Here is a 13070-nt window from a genome sequence, read left to right on the forward strand (position 1 = left end):
CGGACTCCACGGCGCTGTTCGAACGAGAGGTCAGCGGGCCACGGTCCAGGCGAGCGCTTCGCGCAGGGTGGGGTGCTCGAACCGGAATCCGGTGCTCTCCAGCACCTTCGAGCGCATCTTGTGGCCGTGCAGCAGTTCCGCGCCCGCCTCGCCCCCGATCATCTTCAGCACCGCGCCCGGCAGCACCATGAACGACGGGCGACGCAGCGCGCTCGCGTAGGCCTTGGCGAACTGCGCGTTGGTCGCCGCTTCCGGCGCGACCAGGTTGACCGGGCCCGATACCGAACCGGTGAGCAGGCTACGCACCGCCGCCACCCAGTCGGGCAACGAGATCCACGGCATGTACTGCCGACCCGTACCGAAGCGTCCGCCGAGGCCGAGCGCGAAGATCGGGCGCAGTTTGGTGATGATCTCGGAATCGGAGGCGAGCACGTTGGAGGTGCGCAGCAGGACGACCCTCGCGCCCGACGCCGCGGCGACGGCGGTGGCGTCTTCCCATTCCCCGCACATGGTGCCGAGGAAATCGGTGGCGGCCGGGGCCGATTCGTCGACGTCGGCGTCACCGGTGTCGCCGTAGTAACCCGCCGCCGAGGCGTTGAGCAGAACGGGCACCCGCGCCTGCGCGACGGCTTCGGACAGCACCGCGGTGGTGGTGATCCTGCTGTCGCGCAGCAGTTTCTTGTATTCGGGGGTCCAGCGGTCGCCCGCGATGGCCGCGCCGCAGAGATTGATCGCGGCGTCCGCGCCGGCGAGGATCGCCGGATCGAGTTCGGAGGTGTAGGGATCCCAACGGATTTCGTCGGCGGCGTCGGGCTCACGCCGCACCAGTCGAACGACCTCGTGACCGTCGGCCCCGAGAGCGGTCACCAGATGCTTGCCCAGAAAGCCGGATGATCCCACGATGACTATGCGCATGCCGCCTATTGTGCACCACGACAATTCGGACACGCACCGCACGTAACGCAATCTCAACGGTCGCCGCCGAAACGCTGAATCGGCTCGAATCGTGAAGGCGCACAAATATACCCGCTAGAGCGTCGCCGCAAACACGCGGTCTGCGCTGGTCTCGTCGCCGCGAGGGACGCGACCGCTTGTGATATGTCAACTTTGCCGGTGATTACCGAGGCAACGCGACGGTCGCCATCCGTCCCGCCCGCACCGAAAGTGTCGCGACAGCGACCGTCACGGCCGCGGCACCGTCGTGAAGTTGTCCACGAATTCGCCCGAGGACATCGCCGACATCGAATTCACCTCGATACGGCACACTCCGGAACACCGTGTCCGGGTACGGAAAACGCCACGTCGATCCCGACGTGGCGTTCGGACCATCCGATCCGCGCGTTCAGTGCGCGAAGTGCCGAGAACCCGTGAGGTACACCGTGACCCCCGCCTCGCGGGCGAGGTCGATGGTCTCCTGATCGCGCACCGAACCGCCCGGCTGCACGATGGCGCGGATACCCGCCTGGATGAGCTGCTGCGGTCCGTCCGGGAACGGGAAGAACGCGTCGGAGGCGGCCACCGAACCCTTGGCCCGATCGCCCGCCCGCTGCACCGCGAGCTGCACCGCGTCGACCCGGTTGACCTGCCCCATGCCGACGCCGACGGACGCACCGTCGTGCGCGAGCAGGATGGCGTTCGATTTCACCGCGCGGCACGCGCGCCAGGCGAATTCGAGATCGGTCAGGGTGTCGGCGTCGGCGGCCTCACCGGAGACCAAGGTCCAGTTGGCCGGGTCGTCGCCCTCGGCGTCGAGGATGTCTCGACGCTGCACCAGCGCACCACCGCTGATCGGCCGCAATTCGATACCCGGTCGACGTGGCGGCTCGGCGACGAGGATGCGCACGTTCTTCTTGCGCTGGAGCACCTCGACGGCGCCGTCGGCGTACGACGGCGCGACGATGACCTCGGTGAAGATCTCCGCGACCTGCTGAGCCATGTCCACGGTGATCTCACGATTCGCCGCGATCACCCCGCCGAAGGCGCTGACCGGGTCGCACGCGTGCGCCTTGCGGTGTGCCTGCGCGATATCCGCGCCGACCGCGATACCGCACGGGTTGGCGTGTTTGATGATCGCCACCGCGGGCGCGGAATGGTCGTAGGCGGCACGCCAGGCCGCGTCGGCGTCGGTGTAGTTGTTGTACGACATCTCCTTGCCGTGCAACTGCCGAGCCTGCGCCAGACCGACCCGGCCGTCGCCGTTGGTGTAGAGCGCCGCCTCCTGATGCGGATTCTCGCCGTAGCGCAGCACCGCGGCGCGCTCCCAGCTGCCACCGATCCAGCCGGGGAACGGCGCGCTCGGCGGTTCCTGCGCGACGGCGGGCGCGAGGACGCCGGTCATCCAGCTCGCCACCGCGACATCGTAGGAGGCGGTGTGCTGGAAGGCCTTGGCCGCCAGCGCGGTCCGCTCGGCCAGGGTGAATCCGCCGGATTTCACCGCGTCGAGCACCTCGTCGTAATCGCCGGTGTCGACGACGACGGCGACCGACGGATGATTCTTGGCGGCGGCGCGCACCATCGACGGCCCGCCGATATCGATCTGCTCGACGCATTCGTCCTGACTCGCACCGCTGGCCACCGTCTCGGTGAACGGATACAGATTCACCACGACCAGCTCGAACGCCTCGACACCGAGTTCGGTCAGCTGCTCGAGATGTTCGGGCCTGCGGGTGTCGGCGAGAATCCCCGCGTGCACCCTGGGGTGCAGGGTCTTGACCCGCCCGTCCAGGGTCTCGGGGAAACCGGTCAGATCCTCGACCTTGGTGACCGGAATGCCCGCGTCGGCGATCCGGCCCGCGGTGGAACCCGTCGAGACCAGTTCGATACCCGCGGCGTGCAGACCGGTCGCGAGTTCGACGAGCCCCGTCTTGTCGTAGACGCTGACCAGCGCGCGGCGGATCGTCCGACGCACGCCAGGAGTGATCGATCGTTCGCTGTTGTCAGTCACCGGCATACTCGCTCACTGGAATAACTGCCTTTCGTCCGTCGGAGACAATGCCTCGCGTCGCGACAGCGGCGACAACCTCCGCCAACAACCGTCGCTCGACAACCTTGATGCGCTCGTGCAGGGTGCTCTCGTCGTCGTCGGGCAGCACCGGTACGGCCTCCTGCGCGAGGACGGGACCGGTGTCGACGCCCGAGTCGACCAGATGAACCGTGGAGCCGGTGACCTTCACCCCGTAGGCGAGGGCGTCACGTACCCCGTGCGCGCCGGGGAAGGACGGCAGCAGCGCGGGATGGGTGTTGACGATCGTGCCGCCGAAGCGCTCGAGGAAGGCCGGGCCGAGAATCTTCATGAATCCGGCCGAGACCACCAGATCGGGCTCGTAGGCGGCGACCGCGTCCGTCAGCGCCAGATCCCAGGCCGCGCGGTCGGGGAAATCCTTCAGCGCCACCAGGAAGTGCGGCACGCCCGCCGCGTCCGCGTGGCCGGTGGCGTCACATACCCGGTCGACGCCGACGGCGACGATCTTCGCGGGGTAGTCCGCCGCGGACGCCGCCTCGAGCAACGCGCGCAGCAGCGATCCCGTGCCCGAGGCGAGCACGACGACGGTGGCGGCGGCCCCGAAGGGCTCAGCGGGCTTGGACGGGGCGTCGGAGGACGTCAGCGCTCCACTCCTGGGTCTCGAGTCGGGGCGGCGGAGATACACCGCCGGGTTCGAGCCTAGTGGTGTCGGTCAGCTCACTTTCGACCGGTGGGGGCCCTCGGCTCGTCAGCGCTCGCGTAGCGGAGGCAGGTCGTCGTGCGGGGTTTCGACCACCTCGGCGTCGACGATGTCGGGGGGCGCGGAGGGGCGAGCGGGCCGTGCGGGCAGCGAGGGTTGTTCGTCCACCAGCTCGCCTTCCAGCGCGTCGTCCTCGGGATGGTCGGCGTAGTCGTAGTAATCGTCTTCGTCGTAGTGGTCGTCCGGGTAGTGCTCGTCGTACTCGTCGGCTTCGTAGTCGCCGCCGTGGTCACCGTCGTTGTGGCGGTCGTCGTAGTAGGCGTCGTCGTGATCGTCGTAGTCGGTTTCCTCGTACGCCCCGTGCAGGTCGCGACCCGCGATCGGCGCCCCGACCGGGACCACGAACCACCGCGCGAACAGCAGACCCGCGTATCCGGCGAGCGCGAGCCACGCGAAGGTGACCACGGCGAAGACCGGTAGATCGATACCCACGCTGCCGAAGGTGCCGAGTTCACCGCCCGCGACGGCGCCGAGCAGCACGAGCGCCAGCGTCGCGAATCCGGCCGAACTCAGCGTCGCCCAGGGCGCGGTGGCGCGGTCGGCCGACGTCCGTCCGGCGTCGATGCCGCCCAGTACCCCGACCGCGGCCGGGATGAGCAGCAACACCACCCACCAGCCCGCCGCCGGTCCCGACGGCAGCGCGGCGAGCACGGGCACCGCGGGAACCGGTCCGCCGACCACCGAGAAGACCCCGACCGACGCATCGCCGAATTCGACCCCGGAGCCGACGAGTATCCCCGTCGCTCCGATGACCACATTCGGCAGATAGGCCAGCGAGAGCAACGTCAGCCCGAGCACACCGGCGAAATTGCCCGACGCCCGATAGCCCTCGAGGAAGCGCGACCCGTGCGCGAGCAACGACACCAGCGTGACGACGGCGGCGCACCCGAGCAGACGCACCACCGTGCGGCCCGCGCCGTAGACCCCGGCGACGGCCCAATCGGGAGCGCGCAGCAGCGCGAAGAACCGGCGGCGATCGCGATTCGCGATCCCCGCCGTCGCGGCCACCGAATACAGACCGCCGACCCACGCGAACGCCGACAGCGTGTTCGGCGGTTGCAGCGCGACCACACCCGACGCGTCCTCGGCGACCGCGAGACAGACCGCGGTGACCAGCAACGGACCCGACAGCGCGGCCCCGACGATCCAGCCGAGATCGGCGCGCGAACTGTCCGGCTCGACGGCGCGCGCGCAATCGCGCGCGGACAGCCAGGCCAGCAGCGCGGTGGGCAGCAACGGAAGCAGGCCGAGCGGTGTCTTGCCGATCACCAACGGAACCTGGTGCGCCACAAGCCAGCCCGACGCGATCGCACCGGAGGTGCCGTCGAGTCCGCTGTCTGCGAACAGCAGCGCGGCGGGCATCAGCACCGCGATGACGGTCAGAGCGAGCGTCGCGGGGCGGGCGGCGACGAACAGCAGCACCCTGGCCCGTTCGGGAGTCAGCGAGAGGAATCCGGCGTCGTCGTGCTCCTCCGGCGTCGGCCTGGCGCGCCGCGATCGGGAATCGCCGCCGCGCCCGGTCGCGTCATCGGGTCCACCGCGCTCTCCCGGGCTCCGGCGGACAAGGGAATTTCTCGTGGAGCTCATGGCAATTCAGCGTGTCAGTTCTGCCGAGGGGATCGGTGCAGGCGCGCCGCGACCGGCCGGTGCGGTGACGCGACACGCGGAAATCGGTGCGTGCGACAGGGTCCGCGCGCACCGCGAGCGCCCAACCCGATCGGGTCGAGCGCTCGCGGGGAATCGTGTCGACTTCTGGTCGTCGACGGCTACTTGTTGTCGTCGGAGGGCCGGAACGCCCGGGTCGCGTCGGAGGACGGGTCCTTGCTCTGCTCGCCGCCGAACGGCTGCTGGGGCTGCTGGGGCTGCTGCGGCGGTTGAGCCTGCGGGGGCTGGCCGTAGCTCGGCGCGCCGTACTGCTGGCCCTGGTTCCCACCGAAGTGCTGGGTCGCGCTCTCGTCGGGGCGCGGCTGGCCCAGGTTTCCGCCGAAGTGCTGCGTGGCGCTCTCGTCGGGGCGCGGCTGGCCGCCCGCGTAGGGCGAACCCTGTTGCTGGGCCCCGTATCCGGGCTGCTGGCCGTAGGAGGGCTGACCGTAGGACTGACCGGGCGCACCGGGATAGGTCGGCTGACTCGGCTGGCTCTGCCCGTAGGCGGGCTGGCTCGGCTGACTCTGACCGTAGGGCTGCTGCGCCGGGTACTGCGCCCCGGTGCCGGACTGGGGACCATAGCCGGGCTGACCGTACTGGCCGCCCTGCGCCTGGCCGTAGCCACCGCCGGGCTGGCTCTGCCCGTAACCCTGCTGGCCGTATCCCTGTCCGTATCCGCCCTGCTGCGCGGGCGGCGTAACCGGCTTGGGCGCGGGCGGTTTCAGGATGCCCGCCTCGAACAGCACGGCGGCGACGGCGATCGCGGCCTGCACGAACGAGAGGAACAGCAGCAGGAAGGCGCCGATCTTCAGCGCGGAACCCTCGCCGAGGAACAGTGCCTGGAAGACCAGGCCGAGGAATCCGGCCACCGAGGCCGCGGCCGCGACGCCCTTCCAATTCTGTTTGGGCAGCAACGAGAGTCCGGCCAGCACACCCGCGAACAACAGGACGGCGAGCAGGCTGGTGACCCGCGCCTCGAACGCGTTCGCGCTGCCCTCGGCGAGGATCGCGCCGGTGACCGGGTTGACGAACTCACTGCCGAAGAACGGCAGGAATCCGAGCAGGAAATTGATCACACCGAGTGCGGCGACACCCACCACGAGGAAGAACGGCAGACCCCGCTGCGCCGTGGCATCGGAAGCGGAACCGCTCGAACCTGTCCCTGCTGCACCAACCGCCGACTGGCCGGTATCGGAGGGTGCGGAGGGCGTCACGGGCGTGTTGTACCCGGAGCCTCCGGTCGGGTATGACATGTCGTCGTCTCCTCGATCGAGTCGTTCGTCGTGTTCGGCTTGACCCTTCTGACGCTACTGCACGGCTCCGCCCGGGTCACCTCCCCCGACCGATACGACGAAGGCCGCCACCGGTTCGTACCGGACGGCGGCCTTGTCCTGATATGCGGGAGTTCCCGCTTCCCGGCGGGATCAGGCGGTGATGCTTGCCTTCTCCAGGATTTCGCGAGCCAGCGCCGCGGTCTCGGACGGCGTCTTGCCGACCTTGACGCCCGCCGCTTCCAGCGCGTCCTTCTTCGCCTGGGCGGTGCCCGCCGAGCCCGAGACGATCGCGCCCGCGTGGCCCATGGTCTTGCCCTCCGGCGCGGTGAAGCCCGCGACGTAGCCGACGACCGGCTTGGTGACGTTGGCCTGGATGTAGGCCGCCGCACGCTCTTCGGCGTCGCCGCCGATCTCGCCGATCATGACGATCAGCTTGGTCTCGGGATCCTTCTCGAACGCCTCGATGGCGTCGATGTGGGTGGTGCCGATGACCGGGTCGCCGCCGATGCCGATGGCGGTGGAGAAGCCGAAATCGCGCAGCTCGTACATCATCTGGTAGGTCAGGGTGCCCGACTTGGACACCAGGCCGACCGGGCCCTTGCCGGTGATGTTGGCCGGGGTGATGCCGACCAGCGCCTCGCCGGGGGTGATGATGCCGGGGCAGTTCGGGCCGATGATCCGGGTCTTGTTGCCCTTCTCGAGGTTGTAGGCCCACGCGTAGGCGGTGTCCTGCACCGGGATGCCCTCGGTGATGACCACGAGCAGCGGGATCTCCGCGTCGATGGCCTCGATGATGGCGTCCTTGGAGAACTTCGGCGGCACGAACGCGATGGAGACGTCGGCTCCGGTCGCCGCGATGGCCTCGGCGACGGTGCCGAACACCGGCAGCTCGACCGCGTTGCCGTCCTTGTCGGTGTGCGCGACGGTGGTGCCCGCCTTGCGCGCGTTGACGCCGCCGACGACCTGGGTGCCGGCCTTGAGCATCAGTGCGGTGTGCTTGGTGCCCTCGCCGCCGGTGATGCCCTGGACGATGACCTTGGAATCCTTGTTCACGAAGATAGACATGTCAGGTTTTTCCTTACTCGGCTCGGCGATTACCGGGAAGCCAGTTCGGCGGCCTTGTCGGCGCCTTCGTCCATTGTCTGCGCAAGCGTGATGAGCGGATGCGCGGCGTCGACGAGGATCTTGCGACCCTCTTCGACCTTGTTGCCGTCGAGACGGACGACCAGCGGCTTGTTCGCCTCGGCGCCGAGGATCTCCAGCGCCTTGACGATGCCGTTGGCGACGGCGTCACAGGCGGTGATGCCGCCGAAGACGTTCACGAAGACACTCTTGACCTGCGCGTCGCCCAGGATGACATCCAGGCCCGCCGCCATGACCTCGGCCGAGGCGCCGCCGCCGATGTCGAGGAAGTTGGCAGGCTTGACGCCGTTGTGGGCCTCGCCCGCGTAGGCGACGACGTCGAGGGTGGACATGACCAGACCCGCGCCGTTGCCGATGATGCCGACCTCACCGTCGAGCTTGACGTAGTTGAGGTCGTTCTGCTTGGCCTTGAGTTCCAGGGGGTCGGTCGCGTCGACGTCGGCGAAGGCCGCGTGATCCTCGTGCCGGAACTCGGCGTTCTCATCCAGGGTGACCTTGCCGTCGAGGGCGAGGATCTCGTCCTGCGGAGTGCGCACCAGCGGGTTGACCTCGACCAGGGTGGCGTCCTCGTTGACGAACACCTCCCACAGCTTCTGGATGGTCACGGCCGCCGCGTCCAGCACGTCGGCGGGCAGGTGGCCCTGCTCGGCGATCGAACGCGCGAACGCGAGATCGACGCCCTTGACGGCGTCGACGGGGACCTTGGCCAGGCGCTCCGGCTTGGTGGCGGCGACCTCTTCGATCTCCATGCCGCCTTCGACCGAGCACATGGCCAGGTAGGTCCGGTTGGAACGATCGAGCAGGAAGGAGATGTAGTACTCCTCCGCGATGTCCTTGGCTTCGGCGACAAGGATCTTCTTGGTGACGTGGCCCTTGATGTCCAGGCCCAGGATGTTCCGCGCGTGCGTCAGGGCGTCGTCGGGGGTGGCCGCGTACTTGACGCCACCCGCCTTTCCGCGTCCACCGACCTTCACCTGGGACTTGATCATCACCGGCTTGCCGATTTCCTCCGCGATGACGCGGGCTTCCTCGGCCGTGTCCGTGACGCGGCCCTCGGACGAAGGCACTCCGTGCTTAACGAAGAGCTCCTTCGCCTGATATTCGAAGAGATCCATGTACTCACCGTCTCGTCTGCGTTGTCATGACAACGTCTTTGTTGGCGGCCCGACGTCGGAAGCGGGTCGGGTCGGACTCTAACCAGTCACATGGAGGGCCAATCGGCCACGTTCATCCTAAGTGGCGCAGGTCACGGGCCGATACTCGAGGCGGGAAAACCGCTGGCCAACGCTACTGGCGAGTAGCTTGTTGACCGTGCGCCAGGTAGGGGCCGGTAAGCCGGGACCCGCTCACGCCTACTACGAATCGTCGTCGGCCGACCTCACCCGACCGCCCGATGCACAGTGAGAAATTCCCCGCCACCACCGTGATCAATCTCACATGTTAGTACAGATGGATCGCAGCGCTTGCGGACTTCGCGATCGTTTCGTTACCGTCAATGCGGTCGATGTCACAGCCAGGTCACGACTAGGAGGACGGCAAGCCTTGATGCACATTGCTCCGCAGGTAGAGAGCCGTTTCAGCGTTGATCGACCCGACATCGACATTTCGCCGGACTCCCGGCAGCGTGACCTTTCGGTCCGTCCACTCCAGCTTCACGATGTGGCATAGCCGATGATTAATCGCTCCACCCTCGCTCCCGGTAATCGCGCGCGGTCGGGTCATCGTTATCGCGACGACAACGAGCCCTTCCCCCATGCCGACCGGAGCGGACGCGCCTTCCCCTCCGACCACCGCTACGCCCCCGCGGCGGGCGGCGCGGCGGCGGGAGCGAGTGCGGCCTACGACGCGCAGCACGACGGCGGCCCCTACACCGGGACCTGCGACACGGGCCAGTGGGCCGCGAATGCCGATTGGTCCCAACAGAATTCGTGGACCGACGGCGGCGCGTGGTCCTCCGGCGACGCCTGGACGCCCGACGCGGACGGCACGTGGAGCGCGCAGACCGACGATTCGTGGACACCGGATTCCAACGCCTCCTGGGCGCAGGATTCCGACGGTGCGTGGACCCCCGAGGCCAACGGTCAGTGGTCCCCCACCGACCAGGGCTGGACCCCGGACGCCGACGGTTCGTGGGCGCCGGAACCGGTTGATCCCGACGCCATCGCTTCACCGGCCTTCATCCCCGGCAAGGGCACCAACCGGCGCGGCGGCGCGCACCGCATGCCCGCCCCGCCCGCCGCTTTCAAGGGCAGGGCCGCTGTCGTCGCCGTGGCAGCGGGCGCGGTCGTCGCCGCGGGCCAGGCCGCGTTCGCCTCGCCCGACCAGCCGTCGTCCACGATCGACTACGAGGCATCCGGTCAGATCCACGAGATCGCCGCGCAGTCGGTGAGCCTCGCCGATCCGAGTCTTGACCCCGATTCGCCCCAGGTTCTGAATGTTTCGGCACCGGCCAATCTGGGCCAGTTCAACGACATGCTCCAGAAGGGCCAGCGGTTCGCCGACGATCTGGCAGCCCAGGAGGCCGCCAAACTTCGTCCGCTCTTCACCAAATTCGCCGCGGGCACTTACACATCCGGGTACGGCGCACGCTGGGGCGTGCAGCATCTCGGCATCGATATCGCCGGTCCGATCGGCACCCCGATCTACGCGGTCGCCGACGGCACCGTCATCGAATCCGGCCCCGCCGCCGGTTTCGGCATGTGGGTGCGACTGCTGCACGACGACGGCACCGTCACGATCTACGGCCACATCGACACCTCGACCGTCGAGCAGGGTGAGCGCGTGATGGCGGGCGACCAGATCGCCACCATCGGAAACCGCGGCTTCTCCACCGGCCCGCACTGCCATTTCGAGGTCTGGCTCAACGGGACCGACAAGGTCGACCCGCTGCCCTGGCTGGCCACTCGCGGCATCAGCCTCGGCCCGCGCGGGGACTAGTCACCCTCCCCTCCATCGAATTCCGGAACGGTCCCGGGACGCGTAAATACGCGCCCCGGGACCGTTCCGCGTTGTTCGGTGCACCCGGCCGTCGAACTGTCGTTCGCCCTACCGGATCCGAATCTCGGAAGTATCAATCCCGCAGCGCGACACGAAAATTCACAGCATTCCGGTGTTGCTTTACAGCAATTGATTCGTTACCGTCGATAGTTCGCTGACCTAACGATGCGGGTATTCGGAGGATGAAGAACTCGATGCGCGTGAAGATCGTCGCACACATCGCGAGATCCGCTGCGGGACCTGGAATTAACGGACAATCTTCGATTCTCCGGCAATTCGGTCATTTTTCGCGCGAACGTCGGATCGCACCGTGAGACAAGGGCGCGACCACGAAGTCGACAGCTGGGGACAATCGTCATGGTACGAAGAATCCAGCGGCGAGCAATCTTTCAGTTATTACCCTGACACGGGGACCTCGCGCCGCCGTCGCGGCGCACATCGCCCACCGCCGCCCCCGCATTCGCTGCGCGGCCGGGTCGTCGCCTTCGCCGTGGCTGCCGGAGCGTTCGTCTCCGCAGGACACACCCTGCTCCAGGAAAAAGGTCAGTCCGTACCGACCGTCGAATACGAGGCGATGGGTCAGGCGTCCGCGGCGGATCAGCTCCCCGCGGGCGCACCGGCGGTCATCGACACACCTGCCACACCCGACACCCCGGAACTGCTCGACACGGTGCGGCCCAGCGATCCCACGCAGTTCTCTGAACTCCTCGACAGCGGCGCACGGTACGCGCAGGAACTCGCCGCCGAGGAAGCCGCAAAACTACGCCCCCTGTTCACGAAATTCACCTCGGGTACCTTCACCTCCGGCTACGGCGCCCGTTGGGGCACGCTGCATCCCGGCGTCGACGTCGCCGCACCGATCGGCACGCCGATCTACGCGGTGGAGGACGGCACTGTCATCGACGCCGGCCCGGCCAGCGGCTTCGGCATGTGGGTCCGAGTGCGGGGCGACGACGGGACCGTCACCGTCTACGGGCATATCAACACCGCGCTGGTCACCGTCGGCCAGTACGTCACCGCGGGCGACGAGATCGCCACGGTCGGCAATCGTGGCGAATCCACCGGTCCGCACTGCCATTTCGAGGTCTGGCTCAACGGCACCGACCGCATCGACCCGATCCCCTGGCTCGCGACTCGCGGGATCAGTCTGGGGCCGGAGCGCGACTGACGGCACGGCCGGTGGGGCGGTCGAAGCCGCCGGTGTCATCCAGTCGGGCGACCGGCCGGTGAGCAAGCACACCTACCGGTGCGGTGATCGCGCGGATTAGCGTGTGGCTCATGGCTCGTACATCGACGTACACCCAGTTCATCGCGTTACCTCCCGATCGGGTGTGGGAGGTCGTGGGAGATCCGGTGCGGTGGCCGCAGTGGAACCCCGGCGTGACGTCGGTGGTGTTGCACGGACCGGTCGAGACCGGCACGACCGGGGATTACGTGCCGCGCGGACGACTGTTCGAAGCGCTGCACACACGCGCCGCCGCCCCGTTCGTCCTGACGTCGGTGGTGCCGGGACGCGAACTCGCGCTCGAGCAGCCCGAGCCCGCCGGGGTGATGCGACTGAGCTGGGAATTGTCGGCGCGTGACGGCGGAACCCTTGTGAAGCAACGACTCACGTTCGACGGGCCGTCGGCCTCGGTCACACGCGCGATGGTCGGCGGTCTGCTGGAACGCGACGGCCGGGTGGGTTTCGCGCGGCTCGCGCGGTCGGCGGGAATCACCGCCGCCGAATCCGCGCTGAACGTCGTGATAGCCGGAGGCAGCGGCGCGCTCGGCAGGCAGATCGCCGCCGACCTGCTCTGCCGAGGTCACCGGGTCACCGTCCTCACCCGCCGACGCGATCCCGAATCCCCCTTCGACCAGGTCGAATGGGACGGCCGGACGGTGGGCGAATGGACGGGGGCACTACGCAATCCGGGCCGCACCGCCATCGTGAACCTGGCGGGCAAGATCGTCGACTGCCGCCCGACCGAACGCAATGTCGACGAATTACGCCGCAGCCGAGTCGATTCCACGCGCGCGCTGGTCGACGCGGTGGCCTCACTGCCCGCCCCCGTCGACTACTGGGTGCAGGCGAGTACCACCGCGATCTGGTCGGACGCGGGCGAGAAGCGTTGCACGGAAACAACTCCCCTGCCCGATGGCTTGCCGCAGATGACCGGCGTTGCCGAACCATGGGAGCGGGCCTTCGATGACGCGGCCGCCGTCCGATCGACCGTCCTTCGCACGTCCATCGTGCTCGATCCGCAGGCTCCGGCACTGAAACGGCTGACCCAGTTGGTGCGAGCGGGCC

10 protein-coding genes are annotated in these 13070 nt (G+C 68.2%); 3 read left to right on the forward strand and 7 right to left on the reverse strand.

The window, feature by feature from the left end; translation table 11 throughout:
• Positions 1-30: 30 nt before the first annotated feature.
• The 7 genes from JZ792_RS27135 to sucC form a co-directional block, all read right to left on the reverse strand.
• Positions 31-915: a TIGR01777 family oxidoreductase gene (locus JZ792_RS27135; RefSeq protein WP_216914716.1), complete on the reverse strand. Its 885-nt coding sequence runs from the start codon at positions 913-915 to the stop codon at positions 31-33.
• Positions 916-1342: 427 nt separating this feature from the next.
• Positions 1343-2944 carry a bifunctional phosphoribosylaminoimidazolecarboxamide formyltransferase/IMP cyclohydrolase gene (purH, locus tag JZ792_RS27140; RefSeq protein WP_308165476.1) on the reverse strand — a complete coding sequence of 534 codons (1602 nt, stop codon included), beginning with the start codon at positions 2942-2944 and terminating at the stop codon, positions 1343-1345.
• Positions 2937-3605: a phosphoribosylglycinamide formyltransferase gene (purN, locus tag JZ792_RS27145; protein WP_254190423.1), complete on the reverse strand. Its 669-nt coding sequence runs from the start codon at positions 3603-3605 to the stop codon at positions 2937-2939. The genes purH and purN overlap by 8 nt, the downstream gene beginning before the upstream one ends.
• Before the next feature lie 105 nt (positions 3606-3710).
• Complete coding sequence (locus tag JZ792_RS27150) at positions 3711-5309, reverse strand: cell division protein PerM (protein ID WP_216914722.1); 1599 nt, start codon at positions 5307-5309, stop codon at positions 3711-3713.
• A gap of 179 nt (positions 5310-5488) precedes the next feature.
• On the reverse strand, positions 5489-6580 hold the full coding sequence (locus JZ792_RS27155) for a DUF5336 domain-containing protein (RefSeq protein WP_308165477.1): 1092 nt from the start codon (positions 6578-6580) through the stop codon (positions 5489-5491).
• Positions 6581-6790: 210 nt separating this feature from the next.
• Positions 6791-7705 carry a succinate--CoA ligase subunit alpha gene (gene sucD / locus JZ792_RS27160; RefSeq protein ID WP_109528718.1) on the reverse strand — a complete coding sequence of 305 codons (915 nt, stop codon included), beginning with the start codon at positions 7703-7705 and terminating at the stop codon, positions 6791-6793.
• Positions 7706-7734: 29 nt separating this feature from the next.
• Complete coding sequence (gene sucC / locus JZ792_RS27165; RefSeq protein WP_216914726.1) at positions 7735-8898, reverse strand: ADP-forming succinate--CoA ligase subunit beta; 1164 nt, start codon at positions 8896-8898, stop codon at positions 7735-7737.
• Between the two features lie 556 nt (positions 8899-9454).
• Here sucC and JZ792_RS27170 point away from each other — a divergent pair.
• From JZ792_RS27170 to JZ792_RS27180, 3 genes are all read left to right on the forward strand, one after another.
• A complete protein-coding gene (locus JZ792_RS27170) occupies positions 9455-10720 on the forward strand; it encodes a M23 family metallopeptidase (RefSeq protein ID WP_216914728.1) in 1266 nt (421 codons plus the stop codon).
• A 370-nt stretch (positions 10721-11090) separates the two neighbouring features.
• Entirely contained in the window at positions 11091-11948 is an 858-nt protein-coding gene (locus JZ792_RS27175) for a M23 family metallopeptidase (RefSeq protein ID WP_308165478.1), read from the forward strand.
• 110 nt (positions 11949-12058) lie between these two features.
• A partial coding sequence (locus tag JZ792_RS27180; protein ID WP_216914730.1) for an SRPBCC family protein occupies positions 12059-13070 on the forward strand: 1012 nt, incomplete at its 3' end.

It is taken from the genome of Nocardia noduli (assembly GCF_019038455.1).
GTDB lineage: Bacteria > Actinomycetota > Actinomycetes > Mycobacteriales > Mycobacteriaceae > Nocardia > Nocardia noduli.

Bases quoted from the DNA above. Each gene is read 5' to 3' on its own strand.
- sucD (WP_109528718.1), bottom strand. From the start codon at position 7,705: ATGTCTATCTTCGTGAACAAGGATTCCAAGGTCATCGTCCAGGGCATC.
- JZ792_RS27135 (WP_216914716.1), bottom strand. From the start codon at position 915: ATGCGCATAGTCATCGTGGGATCATCCGGCTTTCTGGGCAAGCATCTG.
- JZ792_RS27150 (WP_216914722.1), bottom strand. From the start codon at position 5,309: ATGAGCTCCACGAGAAATTCCCTTGTCCGCCGGAGCCCGGGAGAGCGC.
- sucC (WP_216914726.1), bottom strand. From the start codon at position 8,898: ATGGATCTCTTCGAATATCAGGCGAAGGAGCTCTTCGTTAAGCACGGA.
- JZ792_RS27170 (WP_216914728.1), top strand. From the start codon at position 9,455: ATGATTAATCGCTCCACCCTCGCTCCCGGTAATCGCGCGCGGTCGGGT.